19 protein-coding genes and 1 riboswitch are annotated in these 19865 nt (G+C 60.7%); of the genes, 9 read left to right on the forward strand and 10 right to left on the reverse strand.

The features are described 5' to 3' along the window. Positions 1–291: 291 nt before the first annotated feature. Entirely contained in the window at positions 292–1206 is a 915-nt protein-coding gene (locus GIV35_RS01575) for a LysR family transcriptional regulator (RefSeq protein WP_105228837.1), read from the reverse strand. Positions 1207–1351: 145 nt separating this feature from the next. On the opposite strand from GIV35_RS01575, the gene trhA reads away from it, so the two are divergent. After that, on the forward strand, positions 1352–1969 hold the full coding sequence (gene trhA / locus GIV35_RS01580) for a PAQR family membrane homeostasis protein TrhA (protein WP_003195019.1): 618 nt from the start codon (positions 1352–1354) through the stop codon (positions 1967–1969). Positions 1970–2000: 31 nt separating this feature from the next. Here trhA and GIV35_RS01585 read toward each other — a convergent pair whose 3' ends face one another. Then, positions 2001–2903 carry a LysR family transcriptional regulator gene (locus GIV35_RS01585; protein WP_223024648.1) on the reverse strand — a complete coding sequence of 301 codons (903 nt, stop codon included), beginning with the start codon at positions 2901–2903 and terminating at the stop codon, positions 2001–2003. Positions 2904–3011: 108 nt separating this feature from the next. Here GIV35_RS01585 and GIV35_RS01590 point away from each other — a divergent pair, with 108 nt between their 5' ends. The 3 genes from GIV35_RS01590 to GIV35_RS01600 are packed head-to-tail and all read left to right on the forward strand — an operon-like array spanning position 3012 to position 5542. Beyond that, entirely contained in the window at positions 3012–4253 is a 1242-nt protein-coding gene (locus GIV35_RS01590) for a D-amino acid dehydrogenase (protein WP_236265687.1), read from the forward strand. A 10-nt stretch (positions 4254–4263) separates the two neighbouring features. Beyond that, positions 4264–4614, forward strand: a complete 351-nt coding sequence (locus GIV35_RS01595; RefSeq protein WP_034128923.1) for a RidA family protein — start codon at positions 4264–4266, stop codon at positions 4612–4614. Positions 4615–4639: 25 nt separating this feature from the next. Continuing rightward, complete coding sequence (locus tag GIV35_RS01600) at positions 4640–5542, forward strand: transporter substrate-binding domain-containing protein (protein ID WP_236265689.1); 903 nt, start codon at positions 4640–4642, stop codon at positions 5540–5542. A gap of 64 nt (positions 5543–5606) precedes the next feature. On the opposite strand, the gene GIV35_RS01605 is transcribed toward GIV35_RS01600, so the two are convergent. Continuing rightward, complete coding sequence (locus tag GIV35_RS01605; RefSeq protein ID WP_236265690.1) at positions 5607–6326, reverse strand: 16S rRNA (uracil(1498)-N(3))-methyltransferase; 720 nt, start codon at positions 6324–6326, stop codon at positions 5607–5609. Between the two features lie 57 nt (positions 6327–6383). Next, complete coding sequence (locus GIV35_RS01610) at positions 6384–7790, reverse strand: adenosylmethionine--8-amino-7-oxononanoate transaminase (RefSeq protein WP_198714448.1); 1407 nt, start codon at positions 7788–7790, stop codon at positions 6384–6386. 272 nt (positions 7791–8062) lie between these two features. On the opposite strand from GIV35_RS01610, the gene GIV35_RS01615 reads away from it, so the two are divergent. Then, the gene (locus tag GIV35_RS01615; protein ID WP_105228826.1) at positions 8063–8614 is read left to right on the forward strand and encodes a cytochrome b; all 552 of its coding nucleotides are present in this window, start codon (positions 8063–8065) and stop codon (positions 8612–8614) included. A 32-nt stretch (positions 8615–8646) separates the two neighbouring features. Continuing rightward, complete coding sequence (locus GIV35_RS01620; protein WP_105228825.1) at positions 8647–9246, forward strand: YceI family protein; 600 nt, start codon at positions 8647–8649, stop codon at positions 9244–9246. A gap of 74 nt (positions 9247–9320) precedes the next feature. Here GIV35_RS01620 and GIV35_RS01625 read toward each other — a convergent pair whose 3' ends face one another. The 5 genes from GIV35_RS01625 to ahcY all read right to left on the reverse strand — a co-directional run bounded on the left by GIV35_RS01625 (position 9321) and on the right by ahcY (position 15890). Then, on the reverse strand, positions 9321–11204 hold the full coding sequence (locus GIV35_RS01625; RefSeq protein ID WP_054897559.1) for a DEAD/DEAH box helicase: 1884 nt from the start codon (positions 11202–11204) through the stop codon (positions 9321–9323). A gap of 222 nt (positions 11205–11426) precedes the next feature. Further along, on the reverse strand, positions 11427–12230 hold the full coding sequence (locus GIV35_RS01630) for a substrate-binding periplasmic protein (RefSeq protein ID WP_200647925.1): 804 nt from the start codon (positions 12228–12230) through the stop codon (positions 11427–11429). 63 nt (positions 12231–12293) lie between these two features. Then, complete coding sequence (locus GIV35_RS01635; RefSeq protein ID WP_213153538.1) at positions 12294–13376, reverse strand: hypothetical protein; 1083 nt, start codon at positions 13374–13376, stop codon at positions 12294–12296. A gap of 79 nt (positions 13377–13455) precedes the next feature. Continuing rightward, positions 13456–14301 (reverse strand): methylenetetrahydrofolate reductase [NAD(P)H], encoded by an 846-nt coding sequence (metF, locus tag GIV35_RS01640; RefSeq protein WP_034129073.1) that lies wholly within the window; start codon positions 14299–14301, stop codon positions 13456–13458. 179 nt (positions 14302–14480) lie between these two features. Continuing rightward, positions 14481–15890: an adenosylhomocysteinase gene (gene ahcY / locus GIV35_RS01645; RefSeq protein ID WP_034128916.1), complete on the reverse strand. Its 1410-nt coding sequence runs from the start codon at positions 15888–15890 to the stop codon at positions 14481–14483. Between the two features lie 21 nt (positions 15891–15911). Beyond that, positions 15912–16018: riboswitch (S-adenosyl-L-homocysteine riboswitch) on the reverse strand. Between the two features lie 198 nt (positions 16019–16216). Between ahcY and GIV35_RS01650 the strand changes: the two genes are divergently transcribed. Further along, positions 16217–16621, forward strand: coding sequence for an acyl-CoA thioesterase (locus GIV35_RS01650; RefSeq protein WP_034128915.1), 405 nt, complete (start codon positions 16217–16219; stop codon positions 16619–16621). A 76-nt stretch (positions 16622–16697) separates the two neighbouring features. Continuing rightward, positions 16698–17585, forward strand: coding sequence for a formate/nitrite transporter family protein (locus GIV35_RS01655; RefSeq protein WP_198714445.1), 888 nt, complete (start codon positions 16698–16700; stop codon positions 17583–17585). Here the strand turns inward: GIV35_RS01655 and GIV35_RS01660 are convergent. Continuing rightward, positions 17579–18838 carry a cation:proton antiporter gene (locus tag GIV35_RS01660; RefSeq protein WP_198714444.1) on the reverse strand — a complete coding sequence of 420 codons (1260 nt, stop codon included), beginning with the start codon at positions 18836–18838 and terminating at the stop codon, positions 17579–17581. The genes GIV35_RS01655 and GIV35_RS01660 overlap by 7 nt on opposite strands. Before the next feature lie 103 nt (positions 18839–18941). Here GIV35_RS01660 and GIV35_RS01665 point away from each other — a divergent pair, with 103 nt between their 5' ends. Beyond that, complete coding sequence (locus GIV35_RS01665) at positions 18942–19775, forward strand: EamA family transporter (protein ID WP_200647923.1); 834 nt, start codon at positions 18942–18944, stop codon at positions 19773–19775. The last annotated feature ends 90 nt before the right edge of the window (positions 19776–19865 follow it).

Below are 19865 nucleotides of genomic sequence, written 5' to 3' on the forward strand. Positions count from 1 at the left end.
CGTAATCCGCCAGTGATTTGGGGGGCCGCCGCCACGCGCCATCCATGGCGCGGGGCGGCTAAACCGGCATCCCTGCCGGTTTACCCCCCAAATCCCTGTCGAATTCCGGCCAGCGTGGTTTAACGGGTCGCCTAAGATCAAAAGCAGATCAAGATCAAGAGCGGCTCGCTTCGCATCGTGGTTACCGTTGAGCTAACAGAGTTATGTAGATACCTATGCTCATCGCAGGCAAGCCAGCTCTACAGGCGATCTCGGTCCCTTGTGGGAGCTGGCTTGCCTGCGATGGCGGCCTCAAGCCTGGCGATTGGCATACATCCGACACTCCGCCAACAACGCCAGCAAGTTCGGATCGCGCTCCTTGGCTTTCAGGAACACCACACCGATCTGCTGTTGCAAGCGATACCTGGGCTGCAGCGGTATCAGCTTCACGCGGTTCTCATACACCGCTGCGATACGTCCTGGTAGCAGCGCATAACCCACCCCTGAACTGACCATGCTCAGCAAGGTGAAGATATCGTTCACCTGCATCGCCACCTTCGGCTCGAACCCGGCCTGATGGAACACCCGGTTGCCGTCCTGATGCGTGGCGAAGCCCTGGGTGAGGGTGATGAAGGTGGCATCGCGCACGTCGGCCAGGTCGATTTCCTGATCGCGGTCCAGGGGCGAATCGGCCGGGGTGGCGAGGAAGATGTCATCGCTGAACAGCGCGATCTGCTCGCAGTCGGGGTCGTGGGCGTGTTCGTCGAGGGAGATGAGGATCGCGTCCACTTCCATGTTCTTGAGCTTATAGAGCAGGTCGAAGTTGGAGCCCAGGATCAGGTCGATATTCAGTTCGCTGCGCCGGATTTTCAGGCCCATGATCAATTGCGGCACGGTCTTGACCGTCAGCGAATACAGCGAGCCGAGCTTGAAACGTTCGGCCGAGAACCCGGCGGCTTCGCGGGTCAGGCGCACGCTGTCGACCACATCAGCCACCAGTTTCTGCGCACGCTCTTCGAGCACGTAGGCGCTTTCCAGCGGGGTGAGGTTGCGCCCTTCGTGTTTGAACAGCGGGCAGCGCAGGGCACTTTCCAGGGAGTGAATGGCGCGGTGCACGCTGACATTGCTGGTTTGCAACTCGGCGGCGGCGCGGGCCAGGTTGCCGGTGCGCATGAACGCCAGGAAGATCTCCAGCTTCTTGAGGGTGAATTCTTCGTCGATCAGCATGGCCTTGGGCTCTTGTTCGATTGCACTCGATTGTGCCCGTAAACGCGACTGTCGTCGCCGGAACGTCACGTGCCGCTTGCACTCTGATGCGCAAGGCTGGACGCTTGTCCGCCTGTTCTTGAGGGTTACGGGAGGTCAATGGCAGATGTACCACGGGGAACGATTCAACGCCTGGAGCCATTTGCTCGGTGCAGTCGCGGCCTGTATTGGCGCCGTGTGGATGTTGGTAGTGGCGAGCCTTGACGGCAGCCCCTGGAAGATCGTCAGCGTGGCGATTTATGGCTTTACCCTGATGGTGCTGTACAGCGCGTCGACGGTTTACCACAGCGTGCGGGGGCGGCGAAAAGCGATCATGCAGAAGGTCGATCACTTTTCCATTTACCTGTTGATAGCCGGCAGTTATACGCCATTCTGCCTGGTGACCCTGCGCGGGCCGTGGGGCTGGACGTTGTTCGGGATTGTGTGGGGGCTGGCGGTGATCGGCATCCTGCAGGAGATCAAGCCGCGTTCGGAGGCGCGGATTTTGTCCATCGTGATCTACGCGGTAATGGGCTGGATCGTGCTGGTAGCGGTCAAGCCGCTGATGGCGGCATTGGGCACGGCAGGGTTTATCTGGTTGGCGTCCGGTGGGGTGCTGTACACCGTAGGCATTATCTTTTTTGCCCTGGAGGATCGCTTGCGCCATTCCCACGGCATCTGGCATTTGTTTGTGATTGGCGGCAGCCTGCTGCATTTCGTGGCGATCATGCATTACGTGCTCTGATTGTGGGAGGGGGCAAGCCCGGCTCCCACACTTAAAGGCGTTCCAGTAACGCCTGGGCGCGGCTACCAAAAATCTCTAGCAACTTGGCCAGCATATGCGGTGGAGGTTCGTTGGCACGGGTCAGCGCGTAGAGGGTGATCGGCAGCGGCGGGGTGAGCGTTCGGATATGGGTGGTGGCGGTTGAGGCACCCAACGCCGTGAACGGATCGATCACGGTCAGGCCCGCGCCGGATTCGACCATCGCGCGGGCCAGTGAGTAGGTCTGCACCGAGATCGTCACGCGTGGTGGCGGGTCGACGCTTTCCAGATAACTCTCCAGCTTGGCGGCCAGCGGGTCAGCGCTGGAGAGGCCGATCAAGGGCGCACCGGCCAGTTCGGCCAACGGCAGGGGCTGATGCCGTTCGGCATCGGGCCAATAGCCTTTGGACGCCAATGCCACCAGCACGCCGTTGGCCAGTACTTGAGTGGTAAGCCCCGGATGCCCGGAAAAGTTGAGCGTCAGCGCCAGGTCGATCTCGCGCATCAGCAGCTTTTGCACCAGCTCGTGGCTATGGTCACTGGACAGTTCACAGGCAATGTCCGGGTAATCGCGCTTCCATTCCAGGACCGCCGGCGGTAGCAGCGCCAGCGCCAGCGCCGGGATTGCGCCGATGCGGATGCTTTGTCCCGGTTCGCGGCGCAAACTTTTCGCCAGGCGCCGCACGCCTTGCAGGCTTGCGCTGACTTTCTCGACTTCGCGTTCCAGCGCCAGGGCTTCCGGGGTGGGTTGCAATTTGCCGCGTACGCGCAGAAATAGCGCAAAGCCCAGCTGCATTTCGGCGTGCTGCAACACTTTGGTCACCGCCGGTTGCGAGACGTGCAGCAACTGCGCGGCGGCACTGATCGAGCCAGTCTGGCGAATGGCCTGGAAGATTTCGATATGACGCAAGCGCATGGCAGGTCCATAACCTTTGTTTATAGGTGACCCATCTTTATTCATTGTCGGTGGCCTGTCACCTGCGCCTACGCTTGGCCTTCAGTTAATCAACGGTCGGGGGCAGGGATGGCGAGGCAGGTTTGCATCATCGGTGGTGGGGTCATCGGCCTGGCCAGTGCTTACGCACTGGTGCGGGCCGGCCACGAGGTCACGGTGATAGACGCCCGTGACTCCCTGGGCAGCGAAACCAGTTTCGCCAACGGTGGGCAACTGTCCTATCGCTATGTTGCGCCACTGGCTGACGCGGGCGTGCCCTTGCAGGCAATCGGGTGGTTGCTGCGGGGCGACTCGCCCTTGAAGTTGCGACCCCGCCTCGACCCACAGCAATGGCGCTGGATGGCGGCCTTTATCGGCGCTTGCCGGGGTTCGGTCAACACGCGTAACGGTGCCCATCTTCTGCGCCTGGCTACCCTGAGCCAGAGCACGTTACAGCAGTGGCGCGAGGATGATCGCCTGGGCGACTTCGACTGGAGACGCAACGGCAAGCTGGTGATGTTTCGCAGCGCCAGCACCTTTGAACATGCCCGCGCCAAGGTCACAAATTTCCTGCAGCAACAAGTGTTGTCGTCTGTTGAGTGCGCTCGCCTGGAGCCCGCACTGGCGGCCGGTGGCTTTGTCGGCGGCATCTACACGCCGAACGAGGAAGTGGGGGATTGCCACGCTTTTTGCCGGCAATTGGCGGCCCGGCTTGAGGCGTCGGGGCGTTGCAGGTTCTTGCTCGGGCGCAAGGTCACCGGGCTGCGCCATGCTGGCGGTGCGGTGCAGGCCATCGAACTGGGTGACGAGGTGATGCCGGTCGAACAGTTGGTCCTGGCGGCCGGTTATCGCAGCGCTGAGTTGGCACTGCCGGGGCTGTCACTGCCCTTATATCCGCTCAAGGGCTACAGCCTGAGCGTGCCGATTGGCCCGCAACACAAGGCGCCGAATGTGAGCATCACCGACTACGACCGCAAGATCGTCTACGCGCGCCTTGGCGAGCAACTGCGGGTCGCGGCCATGGTGGATATTGTGGGATTCGATGCCGGCCTCGAACCTTCGCGCCTGGCGTTGATAAAGCGCCAGGCAGTAGAGACATTTCCCCATGCAGCTGACTACGCGCACGCGCTCGAATGGGCTGGCATGCGCCCGGCCACGCCAACGGGCGTGCCGCTGATTGGTGCCAGTAGCTATCGCAACCTGTGGCTGAACCTGGGCCACGGCGCGCTTGGCTTTACCCTGGCCTGCGGCAGCGGCCAACTGCTGGCCGAATTGATCGACCAGCGCACCCCTTCCATTGATATGCAGGGCCTGACGCCCCGCGCCGCTTGAGGATGCAGCCGTGACCATTACCCGAATCAACAGCAACGAACGACTCAGCGGTGCCGTGACGTTCAAGGAACTGGTGTTCCTGTCGGGCCAGGTGCCGGGCGACGGCCTGGATGTGGCTACCCAGACCCGGGAAGTGCTTGCCAGAATCGACACGCTGTTGGCCGAGGCGGGCAGCGATAAGGACCACTTACTCAACGCGACGATTTACCTGAAGGACATCGCTGCCGGTTTTACGCCGATGAATGAAGTCTGGTCCGCATGGCTCTCGCCAGGCATGGCGCCCACGCGCACTACCTTGCAGGCAGAGCTGGCGCGGCCGAGTGTGCTGGTGGAAATCAGCGTGATCGCAGTCCGTAAATAACCTCAAATACCCACGGAGAATAACAATGAAAACAATCCTGTTGACCGGCTGCGCGCTGGGGCTTTTGTTAAGCGCACAGGCCCATGCAACCGAAGCGCCGCTGGAGGGCACTTTGAGCAAGATCGCCAGCGCCAAGTCCATCACCCTGGGCTACCGTGATGCGTCGGTGCCGTTTTCCTACGTGGGGGATAACAGTGGTAAACCGATGGGCTACTCGGTGGACCTGGCAAACAAGATTGTCGAGCGTATTCAGCAGAAAACCGCAGTGGGCGACCTCAAGGTGAAGTACAACCTGGTGACGTCCCAAACCCGCATCCCGCTGGTGCAGAACGGCACTGTCGACCTGGAGTGCGGCTCCACCGGCGTGACGGCTGAGCGCCAGAAGCAGGTGGCATTCTCCTACGGGTTTATCTACGTAAAGGGCCAGTTGCTCACGGCCAAGGACAGCGGGATCAAAGGCTTTGCCGACCTTGCGGGCAAGAATGTGGTGACCACTGCCGGCACCACCAATGAGCGCTTTCTCAAAAGTTATAACGCTGAACACAAAGCCAATATGTTCGTGATCAGCGCCAAGGACCATGGCGAAGCGTTCAAGATGCTCGAGACTGGCCGGGCGGTAGCGTTCTATATGGACGACGCGTTGCTCTACGGCGAGCGCGCCAAGGCCAAGGACCCGCATCACTGGGTGGTCGTCGGCGAGGAGCAGTCGCGGGAGATCTACAGCTGCATGGTGCGCAAGGATGACCCGCAGTTTCTGGCTGTGGTCAACGAAACCCTGGGCGATCTGTACCGCTCGGGAGAGATCAACGGGATTTACCAGCGCTGGTTCGAGCAGCCGATTCCGCCCAAGGGCTTGAACCTGGAGTTCCCGATGACCAGCGAGTTGAAAGCGATCATCGCCAAGCCGGTGAGTGAGCCAGTGGAGTAAGCCTGGGGTAACCCGATAAAACGGTGTGTGAAGGCAAGCCAGCTCCTGGGTTTACAAGGTGAGGCTAGAAGTCGCCCCAGAGTTGTTGGGCGACGGATAGTGCGACGACGGGCGCGGTCTCGGTACGCAACACCCGCGGGCCGAGGCGAGCGGCGTGGTAGCCGGCGCCCTGGGCGGTCTCGACTTCATTGTCGGTGAGCCCACCCTCGGGGCCGATCAAGAACGCCAGGCTCGATGGCTTGGCGTGGCTGATCATCGGTTCTGCCACCGGGTGCAGCACCAGCTTCAAATCCGCCTCGGTTTGCTTGAGCCAGTCTGCCAGCAAGAGCGGGGGGTGAATCACCGGCACCGTCGAACGCCCACATTGCTCGCACGCACTGATTGCCACCTGGCGCCAGTGCAGCAAGCGCTTGTCGGCGCGTTCGTCCTTGAGGCGCACTTCGCAGCGGTCGCTGAAGATCGGTGTGATGGCGTTGACCCCCAGTTCAGTGGCCTTCTGGATCGCCCAATCCATGCGCTCCCCCCGGGACAGGCCCTGGCCGAGGTGAATATGCAGGGGCGATTCGGCCTGGCCGGCAAAGCTATCCGTGAGTTGCACGGTGACGCGTTTTTTACCGACTTCCAGCAAGGTGCCACCAAACTCCTGGCCGGAGCCGTCGAACAATTGCACGGCATCGCCTTCACCCATGCGCAACACACGGCTGATGTAATGCGCCTGGGCTTCGGGCAGTTCGTGGTCACCGAGACTCAGCGGGGTGTCGGTGAAAAAGCGGGACAGTCTCATGTCTGTTCTCTGGAAAATTCAACATCGATAGGGCTGTTTTTTGTGGCGATGGAGCGGTCAGCCTGGGTCTCGGAAGCCTGGGTGAAAATCTTTGGGCACCGCCACACTGACCTTGCTGTTGGTGGCGATATCGATCCCCTCGCTGGCGACCTCAGCCAGGAAGTCGATCTGCTCGGGTGTAATCACATAGGGCGGCAGGAAATACACCACGCTGCCCAGTGGCCGCAACAGCGCCCCACGCTCCAGCGCGTGCTCGAAGACCTTCAGGCCACGGCGTTCCTGCCATGGGTAGGCGGCCTTGGTGGCTTTGTCCTGCACCATCTCGATCGCCAGCACCATGCCGGTCTGGCGCACTTCCGACACGTGAGGATGGTCGACCAAGTGCGCGGTGGCCGTCGCCATGCGCTGGGCCAGGGCCTTGTTGTTTTCGATGACGTTGTCTTCTTCAAAGATATCCAGCGTCGCCAACGCCGCCGCACAGGCCAGCGGGTTGCCGGTGTAGCTGTGGGAGTGCAGGAAGGCACGCAGGGTCGGGTAGTCGTCGTAGAAGGCGCTGTAGACCTCTTCGGTGGTGACCACGGCGGCCAGCGGCAGGTAACCGCCGGTGAGCGCCTTGGACAGGCACAGGAAGTCCGGGCGGATGCCGGCCTGTTCACAGGCGAACATGCTGCCGGTGCGGCCAAAGCCCACGGCGATCTCGTCGTGGATCAAGTGCACGCCATAGCGGTCGCAGGCTTCGCGCAGCAGCTTGAGGTACACGGGGTGGTACATGCGCATGCCACCGGCACCCTGGATCAGCGGCTCGACGATCACGGCAGCGACGGTGTCGTGATGCTCGGCCAGGGCCTGTTCCATCGCCATGAACATGTTGCGCGAGTGTTCTTCCCAGCTCATGCCTTCGGGGCGCAGGTAGCAGTCCGGGCTCGGCACCTTGATAGTGTCGAGCAGCAACGCCTTGTAGGTCTCGGTAAACAGCGGCACGTCGCCCACCGACATCGCGGCGATGGTTTCGCCGTGGTAGCTGTTGGTGAGGGTGACGAAGCGCTTTTTGTTCGGCTGGCCGCGGTTGAGCCAGTAGTGGAAGCTCATCTTCAGCGCCACTTCGATGCAGGACGAACCGTTATCGGCATAGAAGCAGCGGGTCAGCCCTTCGGGTGTCATCGCGACCAGGCGCTCGGACAGCTCGATCACCGGTTGATGGCTGAAACCAGCGAGGATCACGTGCTCCAGCTGATCGACCTGATCCTTGATGCGCTGGTTGATACGTGGGTTGGCGTGGCCGAATACGTTGACCCACCAGGAACTGACGGCATCGAGGTAGCGCTTGCCTTCGAAGTCTTCCAGCCATACGCCTTCACCGCGCTTGATGGGCACCAGGGGCAATTGCTGGTGGTCTTTCATCTGGGTGCAGGGATGCCACAGCACCGCGAGGTCGCGTTGCATCCACTGGTTGTTCAAGCCCATCGGTGATCTCCTCGAAGCGGTCCTGCGGCGGGCGCAGGCGAAACAATCGCGCAAGCCTATGCAATGGTGGCTTGGGTCACAAGCCATTGTGGGGAAATTCGCGGTAAATGCAGGACGGTCTGTCACGTTTCCCAGGGATAGTCTTAATCCCTCGTTAATTTATGATGCCTAGCCTCTTTATCGTATTTCTCGATATTTCAAAGCAAAATTTTCCGCTTTAATTCGATAGGTAAAGCGCTAGTCTTGGGCACAGTTCTTACGGGATTAAGTACATGCAGCTACGTAATTCGCCGGCCCGCTATGGTTGGGTCAGCATGGTTCTGCACTGGGGCGTAGCCCTGGTGGTGTTCGGTTTATTTGCCCTGGGCTTGTGGATGGTCGGTCTCGATTACTACAGCGCCTGGCGCAAAGATGCGCCCGACTTGCACAAGAGCATTGGCATCACGCTGTTCGCCATCATGCTGGTGCGGATCGTCTGGCGCCTGGTCAGCCCGCCGCCACCACCGCTGGCCAGCTATAGCCGCATGACGCGCCTGGGTGCTGCATTTGGGCACGCTTTTCTTTATCTCGGGCTTTTTGCCGTGATGATTGCCGGTTACCTGATTTCCACCGCAGACGGTGTCGGTATCCCGGTGTTTGGCCTGTTTGAAATTCCTGCCGTGGTTTCCGGTCTACCGGACCAGGCAGATACCGCCGGTTGGGTGCATCTGTACCTGGCCTGGGTGCTGGTGGTTTTCGCCGGCTTGCACGGTGTGGCAGCACTGAAACACCATTTTATCGATCGTGATGCGACCCTTACGCGAATGCTGGGACGCAAAGCCTGATGTTCAACCTCGACTCACAAGGAATAGAAAGCATGTTGAAAAAAACACTCGCTGCGCTGGCAATCGGTTCTGCCCTGCTGTCCGCAGGTTCGGCGATGGCCGCTGACTACGTGATCGACAAGGAAGGCCAGCACGCCTTCGTCGATTTCAAGATCAGTCACCTGGGCTACAGTTTCATCACCGGTACCTTCAAGGACCTGGACGGTAAGTTCAGCTTTGACGCTGCCAAGCCTGAAGACGCCAAGGTGGAAGTGAATGTTCGCACCGCCAGCGTGTTCTCCAACCACGCCGAGCGCGACAAGCACGTCACCAGCAAAGACTTCCTGGATTCGGGCAAATTCCCTGATGCCAAGTTCGTCTCCACCAGCGTCAAGCCAACCGGCAAGAACGCTGATGGTAAGCAGACTGCGGACGTAACTGGCGACCTGACCTTCCACGGCGTGACCAAGCCTGTCGTGGTCAAGGCCACGTTCCTGGGCGAAGGCAAGGATCCATGGGGCGGCTACCGTGCCGGCTTTGAAGGCACCACCTCGATCAGCCGCAAAGAATTCTTCCCGGCTGGCATGGACGTAGGCCCACAGTCCGACGCTGTTCAGCTGTACATCACCTTTGAAGGTGTGAAAGCGAAGTAATGCTTTGTATGTAGGTGCGAGCTAGCTCGCTCCTACAGGCAAAAAAAACCCGTATCTCGCGATACGGGTTTTTTTTATGCTTCGCGGTTGCGAGTCAGCAGCGCTGGTTTCTCACCACGAGGACGGCCTGGCAGTTGATCCAACTGCTCAGGTGTCGGGAAGCGATCCGCTTTCGACTCCTTGTGGATGATCTTCGGCGCCGGGCCACCCCGTGGGTTTTGTACTGCAGGCTCGGACGAGCGAGGCTGATCGTCACGGGCCGGGCGGCGGTTGTTGCTGCGTGAATCTTCGCGACGGGCCTGGCCGTCACGCGGTGCGCCATTACGCGGGCCGCTGCGCTTGGCAGGTGGGGTACCGGTGGTACCGCCGCTGCTGTTGCGCGGGGCGTTCTGGCGACCGCCCTGTGGCTGGCCGCTACGTGGAGCGCCTGCGCCCTGAGCCGGAGCCCCTGGACGACGGCCACGGCCCTGGGCCGGTTTGGCCTGGGGCACGTAGTCGACGCGGTTACCGAAGTTATCGATATCGTCGTCAAGGAACTCGTCCGGGGCGCGGTCGGCCGCGGCGCGTGGTGGCTGGCTCGGCTGGCGCTGTTCGCGGGCCGGAGTGCCTTCACGGGGCTTCTGCTCACGGGCCGGGCGTTCGCCACGGCTGCTGGTCGCGGATTTTTCCTTGCCCTTGTCCTTGCCTTTGTCGCGACGACCGCCACCACCACCGCCGCCGTTCGGGCCATCGCCCTTCGGACCACGTGGGTTGCGAGGGTTGCGCACATCCGGACGCTCGCGCGCTTCTGGCTTCTCGGCCTCCACGGCGCTGGCATCGAAGCCCATCAGGTCGCCATCGGCGATTTTCTGCTTGGTCATGCGCTCGATGCTTTTCAGCAGTTTTTCTTCGTCCGGCGCGACCAGCGAAATGGCCTCGCCCGAGCGACCGGCACGGCCCGTACGGCCGATACGGTGCACATAGTCTTCATCGACGTTTGGCAGCTCGAAGTTGACCACGTGTGGCAACTGGTCGATATCCAGGCCGCGTGCGGCGATATCGGTGGCCACCAGGATACGCACGCTGCCGGCCTTGAAGTCGGCCAGGGCTTTGGTGCGCGCGTTCTGGCTCTTGTTGCCGTGAATGGCGACGGCGGTGAGGCCGTGCTTGTCCAGGTACTCGGCCAGGCGGTTGGCGCCGTGCTTGGTGCGGGTGAATACCAGCACCTGTTCCCAGGCACCCTGGGTGATCAGGTGCGCCAGCAGCGAGCGCTTGTGGCTGGCGGCCAGGCGGAACACGCGTTGCTCGATACGCTCGACCGTGGTGTTGGGCGGCGTGACTTCGATGCGCTCGGGGTTGTGCAGCAGCTTGCCGGCCAGGGCGGTGATGTCGTTGGAGAACGTTGCCGAGAACAGCAGGTTCTGACGTTTGGCCGGCAGGCGGGCGAGGACCTTTTTCACGTCATGGACAAAGCCCATGTCGAGCATGCGGTCGGCTTCGTCCAGCACGAGGATTTCCACGTGGGACAAATCGACGCTGCCTTGGCCGCACAGGTCGAGCAAACGACCCGGGCAGGCCACCAGTACATCGACGCCACGGGACATGGCCTGAACCTGAGGGTTCATGCCGACGCCGCCGAAGATGCAGGCGCTGACGAACTTCAAGTCGCGGGCATACAGCTTGAAGCTGTCGTGCACCTGAGCGGCGAGTTCGCGGGTTGGGGTCAGGACCAGTACACGCGGTTGGCGCGGGCCGTGACGTTGGGATTTGTCCGGGTGACCGTTGGGAAACAACCGCTCCAGGATCGGGAGGGCGAAACCGCCGGTTTTACCAGTACCTGTCTGAGCCGCGACCATCAGGTCGCGACCTTGCAACACGGCGGGAATGGCCCGCTGTTGCACCGGAGTAGGCTCGGTATAGCCCGCTGCCTCGATGGCGCGGACTAAAGCCTCGGAGAGACCGAGGGAAGCAAAGGACATGAGTAATCCTGTTTTAGTTAGGGCTTGGCCCAAAGGGATAATCTTGCCGGGCGTGAATGGCGCTTAGGGGAGCGCAACCCCGTCCGGTCCTGCTGCGTCTGGCGGGCACTCCACCGGCTCGCGCGGGCTGCAAAGCTGCGCAGTAGCTGGGTTGGGTGCCGTTTTCAAGACCCGAGCGGCCGGGCGTAAGCCTGGCGGAAAGGCCGCAGTATAACAGAGCAATCACTGCGCGCTGCTTTCCTGCTGCTCAACGGCGTGTTCGGGGGCTGGTATGGGGGCTGTTTGCTCGTGCATCCGCCCATATTTGGCGCTCAATGTGGCATAGGCGGGCTCTTGCTTGAAGCGCTTGAGCTCGGCGGCAAAGCGTTGCACCAGCAGGTCCATGCCTGCGCCACGGCGTACCGCAAGAAATTGCTGCTGGCGGCTGACCACCACCGACGCCTGGCTGACTTTACCTTCCAGGCCCAGCGCCTTGAGCACGTGGTGCCCCACGCGCCGGTCAGTCACCACCATATCGACGCGACCCAGCATGAGTTTGCCAAAGTTGGCTTCATGGCTGGGTGCGGGTTCGCGCTGGAAGGCGTTGGACTTACTGAACGCGTCGCCATAAAGGTAGCCAGGCGAAACGCCAACGGTCAGGCCACGCAGGTCGTCGAGCGTGGCGGCGGGGTGAGGGCGTTCGTTGGCATAGAACAAGACAAATTCGACTTCCGACAACGGCTCGCTGGGATAGAGCAGCAACGCGTCGCGCTCCTGGCTATGAAAGATATCCAGTGCGCCGTCGGCGTGGCCCTGCTCGAGCATCGCCAGGCAGCGCTTCCAAGGAAGGAACTGCCATTGCACGTCCACCCCCAGGCGCTGGAACACGATCACTGTGGTTTCATAATCCAGGCCGGCCATGGTGCCGTTGTCTTCGTAGACATAGGGCGCCCAGGGTTCGGTGACAATGCGCAGTTTCTCGCCATGAGCGGTCAGGCTCAGGCAAGAAAACAGCACAGCGGTCAACAGCTTGAAGAGGACGGGCATACCCTGAGGTTACGACGCTCCCCGAAGAAAGAGAAGCTCTGGCACGCGCATTGGCGGGCGGTCCTACTTCGCAGGAGCGTTCAGCAGGTGTTCGTGGATCGCGGTCCGGCGCTCACCCAGAATCAAACGCACCACGGGGTTGGCGAACCAGTGTTCCAACTGGTGGGCATCAATCGGGCGCTTCTGGCGTTCTTCCTGGTTTTGTCGGGCCTTGTCCCACCAGACCGGGCCGCACGCCTGGTCGAACTCGTTTTCGTGTTCGTAGCAGCCGTAGAGAATCTCGCGGATGAACTGTTGCTGATGCTTGGGCAGCAGCAGGGTGATCAGCTTGTACATCAAACGCTGCAAACGCGGCGGGCGCGGCAGGTGCGAGGAGACCTGCCGCGTATCGGCCAGGGCTTGTGCGCTGGTGGGTGCGCTGGCGTGCTTGGCGATCCACGCCTTGACCTTGGCCCGGAACAGCTGTTTGCGGCTCCAGTAATGATGGATCAGGTCCGGGCACTCGCGCACCTTGACGGTACGGTAGGCGGCGATGGACAGGCAGAACTCTTCCAGGGTGTAGGCGCCCTGGGCGTGGGGGAACAGTTCATCCATCAACTCGATGGAGTGGTCGAGGATGTGCGCATCCTGTTGGGTCAGGCCCATGACGCCGGAGTTGAGGGTCATCATGTCATCGTCGGCCACGCCCATGTCCAGCAGGCGCTGGCGCAGGGCGGTGTAAAGGATGCTTTCGTGATTGTCGCCGTACTTGGTGTAGAAAGCGTTGCACAGCAGGGTGCCGGGCTGTACGCGTTCGAACAGGGCCATGGGCGAATGATGGAAGAAGGTGTCGGTGTCGATCAGCAGTGCCACCGGGGATTCTTGCAGCACCTGGCGCAGCACCACGTGTTTGGTACGAAAGTGATAGCCGTGGGGCTCGCTCCAGCGTTTGCGGGTGGCCTCATCCAGCGGGCGGACGCGCACTGGCAGCAAGCGATAGGGCTCGGGGTTGTCGCTGAATACCTGAATGTCGATGTTCGCGTCCGGCGTGTCCTGCAGGAATGCCAGTGCGCTGGCGATGCTGAATACGGCTTCCTGATGGTAGGTGTCGGCGCCGAAGACCAGGTAGACCAGTTGCGGGCGGGACGTCGAGGGCACTGTATTCATGGACTGCGGGGTTCCGTGGGTAACGTAAAACGACAAAGGCCCTCGTCAGAACGAGGGCCTTGGTACAACCGGTCAAGCGTTAACGTGGCAGCTTGAGGTTGTTCCAGATGGCAAGGCTGGGTTCAGCTTGGTTCAGGGTATAGAAATGCAACCCTGGTGCACCACCTTGCAACAATTGCTCACACATCTCGGTGATGACCTGCTCGCCGAACGCCTGGATGCTTTTGACGTCATCGCCATAGGCTTCCAGTTGCTTGCGCACCCAGCGCGGGATCTCGGCGCCGCAGGCGTCGGAGAAGCGCGCCAGCTTGCTGTAATTGGTAATCGGCATGATGCCCGGCACGATCGGGATGTTCACGCCCATCGCCCGTACACGCTCGACGAAGTAGAAGTAGCTGTCGGCGTTGAAGAAATACTGGGTGATCGCACTGTCGGCGCCGGCATTGGCCTTGCGCACGAAGTTCTGCAAATCGTCTTCGAAATTGCGCGCCTGGGGGTGCATCTCCGGGTAAGCGGCTACTTCGACATGGAAGTGATCGCCACTTTCTTCGCGGATGAAGCTCACCAGATCGTTGGCGTAGCGCAGCTCACCGCTGGCCATGCCCATGCCTGATGGCAGGTCGCCACGCAGGGCAACGATGCGCTTGATGCCGGCGGCTTTGTATTGGGTCAGCAGGCTACGCAGGTCGGCCTTGCTGTCGCCCACGCAGGACAAATGCGGAGCGGCGGGAACTTTGACTTCACTTTCAAGCTGCAACACGGTGTTGATCGTGCGATCACGGGTCGAACCGCCAGCGCCGTAGGTGCAGGAGAAGAAGTCAGGGCTGAAGCTGGCCAACTGCTTGGCAGTTGCCATCAGTTTTTCATGCCCAGCATCGGTCTTGGTCGGGAAGAACTCGAAGCTGTAGCGACGGTCTTGGGACATGGTAATACCCTTGGAAACTCGAAAGCCTGGAAGGCATACGCAATCGATGCGGGTGCCTGGCTTTCTGTGGGAGCTGGCTTGCCTGCGATAGCATCCACTCGGTGTTACTGGAACACCGAGGCGTCTGCTATCGCGGGCAAGCCCGGCTCCCACAGAAGAGCCGGCGCCAGCAAGGCCGATCAGTAGCGGTAAGCGTGCGGCTTGAACGGGCCTTCAACCGTCACGCCGATGTAGTCGGCCTGGGTCTTGGTCAGTTGAGTCACCACGCCGCCGAAGCCGCGGACCATTTCCAGGGCCACTTCTTCGTCGAGTTTCTTGGGCAGTACTTCCACGGTCAGGCGCTCGGCTTTCTGGGCTGGCGACAGGTCGGCGTACTTTTGTTCGAACAGGAAGATCTGCGCCAGCACCTGGTTGGCGAACGAGCCATCCATGATGCGGCTTGGGTGACCAGTGGCGTTGCCCAGGTTCACCAGGCGGCCTTCGGCCAGCAGGATCAGGTAGTCATCGTTCTGTGGGTCGAAATCACCAGCGCCGGTACGGTGAACCTTGTGTACCTGCGGCTTCACTTCTTCCCATGCCCAGTTCTTGCGCATGAAAGCGGTGTCGATCTCGTTGTCGAAGTGACCGATGTTGCAGACAACGGCGCGCTTCTTCAGGGCCTTGAGCATGTTCGCATCGCACACATTCACGTTACCGGTGGTGGTGACGATCAGGTCGATCTTGCCCAGCAGGGCTTTGTCGATGCTGGCTTCGGTGCCGTCGTTCTGGCCGTTGATGAACGGCGAAACCACTTCGAAACCGTCCATGCAGGCTTGCATGGCGCAGATCGGGTCGACTTCGGAGACCTTGACGATCATGCCTTCCTGACGCAGGGACTGGGACGAACCCTTGCCCACGTCACCGTAGCCGATCACCAGGGCTTGCTTGCCCGACAGCAGGTGGTCGGTGCCGCGCTTGATCGCATCGTTCAGGCTGTGACGGCAGCCGTACTTGTTGTCGTTCTTGCTCTTGGTCACCGAGTCGTTGACGTTGATGGCCGGGATTTTCAGCTCGCCCTTGGCCAGCATGTCCAGCAGGCGGTGTACGCCGGTGGTGGTCTCTTCGGTCACGCCGTGGACGCGGTCGAGGATCTGCGGGTATTTCTTGTGCAGCAGCTCGGTGAGGTCGCCGCCGTCGTCGAGGATCATGTTGGCATCCCATGGCGCGCCATCTTTGAGGATGGTTTGCTCCAGGCACCACTCGTACTCTTCTTCGGTCTCGCCTTTCCAGGCGAATACCGGGATACCGGCAGCAGCGATAGCGGCAGCGGCCTGGTCTTGAGTCGAGAAGATGTTGCAGGACGACCAACGCACTTCGGCACCCAGGGCAACCAGGGTTTCGATCAGCACGGCAGTCTGGATGGTCATGTGGATGCAGCCGAGAATCTTGGCGCCCTTGAGCGGCTGCTCAGCGGCGTACTTGCGACGCAGGCCCATCAGGGCTGGCATTTCGGATTCGGCGATAAAGGTTTCGCGACGGCCCCAGGCAGCAAGGGACATGTCGGCGACTTTGTAGTCGTTGAAATCTGCAGGCGTCATTACAGCGCTCATAGAGAGCCTCCATTCGTAGTGTGCGAATGGGCGCCGTTGTGCGTTTAGTATCAGGCCAGGGCAACCAGGCCGGACAACGCCCCATCCGAGCCTGACAGGTTGAACCTGCTGCAGCGCCCCTCGGACAGGTGGCGGGAGAACGGTATCAATCGAAGATGACCGTTTTGAAGCGGAGGCGATTATAGCCGTGTAAGCGGCACTTCCCAAGCCTTTCTGTCGGCGGCATGAAGATCGCTCATGGGCTTGATAGCTAATGGCTCATAGAGCTTGGGCCCTTGCTCTGCCATGATGTTGCCTATCATTTGGCAAGACGCTTTGGAGTGACCATGAACTTCCACACCCGCAAATGGGTAAAACCCGAAGACCTCAACCCCAACGGCACACTGTTCGGCGGCAGCCTGTTGCGCTGGATCGACGAAGAAGCGGCCATCTACGCCATTGTCCAACTCGGCAACCAGCGCGTGGTCACCAAGTACATCTCGGAAATCAACTTTGTCAGCGCCTCGCGCCAGGGCGACATCATCGAGCTGGGGATCACGGCCACCGAGTTTGGTCGTACCTCTATTACCCTGACCTGTGAAGTGCGTAACAAGATCACGCGCAAAAGCATCCTGACGGTAGAAAAAATGGTCTTCGTCAACCTCGGCGAAGACGGTTTGCCAGCGCCTCACGGCCGTACAGAGATCAAGTACGTCAAGGATCAGTTCCAGGAAGACGGCCTCAGCGAGTAATCCCGCGCAGGGCCAGTGAACGCTCTTCATCAACCATAGGTCGTACCTGAACATCGCCCCCCGTTCAGGTATCACCATGGCTACGCAAGAAGACGGCAAGACCCCCAACCTGTCCCAGGAAGAGCAGCAGGACGTCGACAAGAACCAGCCGCCCCGCGCAGCGGTATTGCACGAAATCATTCGTACCCAGGGCGACCAGGAGCTGGAGCGCAGTGTCGCCGCGTTGTGGTGGTCGGCCTTGGCAGCCGGGCTGACCATGGGCTTGTCACTGATGGCCATGGGGCTGCTCAATTCACGCCTGCCTGAGGGCGAAGCCTTCAAGGTAATTGCCAGCTTCGGCTACTGCGCGGGCTTCCTCGCGGTGATCCTGGCACGCCAGCAACTGTTTACCGAAAACACCCTGACCGCCGTGCTACCGGTGATGAGCAAGCCAACCCTGGCGAATGCCGGGCGTCTGTTGCGGCTGTGGTCAGTGGTGCTGGTGGGTAACCTCTGCGGCACACTGTTGGTGGCGTATGTGATGCTGCACCTGCCGATTTTCGACACCAAGACCGACCTGGCCTTCCTGGAAATCGGGCGCAAGATCATGGAAAACGACGCCGGCCAGATGTTCGCCAAGGGCATCGTCTCCGGCTGGATGATCGCCACCATGGTGTGGATGATCCCGTCGATGGAAAGCGCCAAGATGTGGATCATCATTCTGATCACCTACCTGATGGCCCTGGGGGATTTCACCCATATCGTGGTGGGTTCGGCGGAAGTGTCATACCTGGTGTTTGCCGGCGAGTTGCCGTGGAAGGATTTCTGGCTGGTGTTTGCCGGCCCTACACTGGCCGGCAACATCATCGGTGGCAGCTTCATTTTTGCGCTGATCAGCCATGCGCAGATTCGCAGCGAGGGTAGCTTGCCGGGCAAGAGCGCTGCGGACCCGAGACATCCGCAGCGGATCAACAAGGATCAGTGAGCGTCAGGTGTGGCCTGGGATTCGTCTTGGGTCACGCGCTTGACCAACTTGCCGATGCTCAAACCCTGCAACAGGATCGACGACAGCACCACGATGTAGGTGATGCTCAGCAACAGATCGCGCTCTGGGCCCAGTGGCAGGGCCAGCGCCAGTGCCACTGAAACCCCGCCGCGCAAGCCGCCCCAGGTCAGGATACGGATGGTGCCGCGCGGTACCGTGCGCCAACGGCGCAGCAACAGGATCGCCGGGGCCACGGTCAGCAGGCGCGAGAGCAGGATCGCCACTGCCAGCAGGCTGGCCGCGAACACGTGCAGCCAGTTGAAGGGCAATAGCAGCAGCTCCATGCCGATCAGCGCAAACAGCAAGGCATTGAGCATGTCATCGAGCAGTTCCCAGAAACCATCCAGGTAGCGACGCGTCATGTCGTTCATCGCCAGTTTGCGCCCCAGGTTGCCGATGATCAGCCCTGCGACCACCATCGCAATCGGTGCGGACACATGCAGCTCCGAGGCCATGGCCGAGCCGCCGATCACCAGGGCGAGGGTCAGCATGACTTCGATCTGATGCTGTTCGATGCTCTTGATCATCAGGTACACGAGATAGCCGATCAGCCCGCCAAACAGCACGCCGCCAATGGCTTCGTGGGCAAACAGCATGGCCGTGGCGCTCACGGTGGGCGTCTCACCCAACTGCGCGATACCCAGCAGCACGGTAAACACCACCACGGCGGTGCCGTCATTGAACAGCGACTCGCCGACGATGGTGGTTTTCAGCGGTTTGGAGGCATTGGCGGTCCGTAGCACGCCGAGCACCGCAATGGGATCGGTAGGGGATATCAGCGCACCGAACAGCAGGCAGTAAAGGAAACTCACGTGCCAGCCAAATAGGGCGAAGATGTAGTACGCCAGGCTGCCGATCACCACGGTGGCAATCAATACGCCAAAGGTTGCCAGCAGGCCGATGGGCCAGCGGTAGCTGCGCAAGTCGTTCAAGTTGACGTGCAAGGCACCGGCGAACAGCAGGAATGAGAGCATCCAGTTCATCAGCAAATCGCCGAAGTCGATCTGGCCGATCAGTTGCTGGACGCGTTCCTCCAGGCCCGGGTAGCCGAGCACGCTCAAGCCTTGCAGGATCAGCGAGAAGATCAGCGCGGTGACCATCACGCCGATGGTCGGCGGCAGTCCGATAAAACGGAAGTTCACATAGGTGAGTAGGGTGGTGAGGCAGATGAAGGCGGCGACAAGTTCAAGCATCCGGGGTCCTTGGAGCAGGGAAATATAGGCGCACGGGGTGCGTCGAATCGGTGGTTAGTATAAACAGGTGCTGTTACATGACGTATCAATTAAGGAGGTTCTGGTGGTAGCGACAGCCCTGGTGCTGGTAGCGGCGCTGTTGCATGCGACGTGGAACACCTTGATCAAGTTCAGTGGCGAGCGCCTTTTAGTCATTGCCTGCATGGACAGTGTGGCGCTGCTGTTCGTGGTATTCGCGGTGGGCTTCGTGTCCTTGCCGCCGCTGGACATCTGGCCGTGGATCATGGCCTCTGCGCTGTTTGAATTGCTCTATCGCTATTTATTGATCCAGGCCTATCGGGTGGGTGACCTGGGCCTGGTGTATCCGTTGATGCGCGGTTTGTCGCCGCTGGTGGTGCTGGTGCTGACCCTGGTGTTTGCCGGCGAAGTATTGAATACCCAGCAGATTCTGGGGATTCTGCTGATTCCGTTCGGCATGGTGTGCCTGCTGTGGCAGGGCGGCGGCGGTGACCGGTTGCCCTGGTCGATGCTACCGGTGGTGGTGTTGATTGGTCTGTGCATCGGCTGCTACACCTTTCTGGACGGGCAGGCGCTGCGGCGCTGGTCGCATCCGCTGGATTATCTGGTGTGGCTGACGCTGATCAGCGCCTGGCCGTTTCCGTTGCTGGCGCTGGTGCGCAAGCGTGCGGCCTTCAGCCTGTTCTGGCGTACCCAGTGGCGGTTGGGCTTGAGCGTGGGGCTTTGCGTATTGTTGAGCTACGCTTTGGTACTTTGGGCCATGCAGTTGGGCTCGATTGCCGAAGCCGCCGCGCTGCGCGAAGTCAGTGTGATTCTGGTGGTGCTGTTCGGCATGCGTTACTTGAAAGAACCTTTTGGCCGTCCACGGCTCATAGCCTGTGGGGTGGTGTTGATTGGCATGTTGGTGATGAAACTCTAGCGTCATTAACGCGGCGCTTGCAGTGTTATTACACCTTAGTAATGTTTGGCAGGGTTGACGATTTTTTCACATGGGCTAATTGGCGGCTCG

Origin of the sequence: Pseudomonas sp. PA-1-6B (assembly GCF_021609545.1) — a bacterium.
Classification (GTDB): Bacteria; Pseudomonadota; Gammaproteobacteria; order Pseudomonadales; family Pseudomonadaceae; genus Aquipseudomonas; species Aquipseudomonas fluorescens_BV.

Excerpts from the sequence above, each read along its gene's own strand:
- GIV35_RS01575 (WP_105228837.1), bottom strand. The coding sequence starts at position 1,206 with ATGCTGATCGACGAAGAATTCACCCTCAAGAAGCTGGAGATCTTCCTG.
- trhA (WP_003195019.1), top strand. The coding sequence starts at position 1,352 with ATGTACCACGGGGAACGATTCAACGCCTGGAGCCATTTGCTCGGTGCA.
- GIV35_RS01585 (WP_223024648.1), bottom strand. The coding sequence starts at position 2,903 with ATGCGCTTGCGTCATATCGAAATCTTCCAGGCCATTCGCCAGACTGGC.
- GIV35_RS01590 (WP_236265687.1), top strand. The coding sequence starts at position 3,012 with ATGGCGAGGCAGGTTTGCATCATCGGTGGTGGGGTCATCGGCCTGGCC.
- GIV35_RS01600 (WP_236265689.1), top strand. The coding sequence starts at position 4,640 with ATGAAAACAATCCTGTTGACCGGCTGCGCGCTGGGGCTTTTGTTAAGC.
- GIV35_RS01605 (WP_236265690.1), bottom strand. The coding sequence starts at position 6,326 with ATGAGACTGTCCCGCTTTTTCACCGACACCCCGCTGAGTCTCGGTGAC.
- GIV35_RS01610 (WP_198714448.1), bottom strand. The coding sequence starts at position 7,790 with ATGGGCTTGAACAACCAGTGGATGCAACGCGACCTCGCGGTGCTGTGG.
- GIV35_RS01615 (WP_105228826.1), top strand. The coding sequence starts at position 8,063 with ATGCAGCTACGTAATTCGCCGGCCCGCTATGGTTGGGTCAGCATGGTT.
- GIV35_RS01620 (WP_105228825.1), top strand. The coding sequence starts at position 8,647 with ATGTTGAAAAAAACACTCGCTGCGCTGGCAATCGGTTCTGCCCTGCTG.
- GIV35_RS01625 (WP_054897559.1), bottom strand. The coding sequence starts at position 11,204 with ATGTCCTTTGCTTCCCTCGGTCTCTCCGAGGCTTTAGTCCGCGCCATC.
- GIV35_RS01630 (WP_200647925.1), bottom strand. The coding sequence starts at position 12,230 with ATGCCCGTCCTCTTCAAGCTGTTGACCGCTGTGCTGTTTTCTTGCCTG.
- GIV35_RS01635 (WP_213153538.1), bottom strand. The coding sequence starts at position 13,376 with ATGAATACAGTGCCCTCGACGTCCCGCCCGCAACTGGTCTACCTGGTC.
- metF (WP_034129073.1), bottom strand. The coding sequence starts at position 14,301 with ATGTCCCAAGACCGTCGCTACAGCTTCGAGTTCTTCCCGACCAAGACC.
- ahcY (WP_034128916.1), bottom strand. The coding sequence starts at position 15,890 with ATGAGCGCTGTAATGACGCCTGCAGATTTCAACGACTACAAAGTCGCC.
- GIV35_RS01650 (WP_034128915.1), top strand. The coding sequence starts at position 16,217 with ATGAACTTCCACACCCGCAAATGGGTAAAACCCGAAGACCTCAACCCC.
- GIV35_RS01655 (WP_198714445.1), top strand. The coding sequence starts at position 16,698 with ATGGCTACGCAAGAAGACGGCAAGACCCCCAACCTGTCCCAGGAAGAG.
- GIV35_RS01660 (WP_198714444.1), bottom strand. The coding sequence starts at position 18,838 with ATGCTTGAACTTGTCGCCGCCTTCATCTGCCTCACCACCCTACTCACC.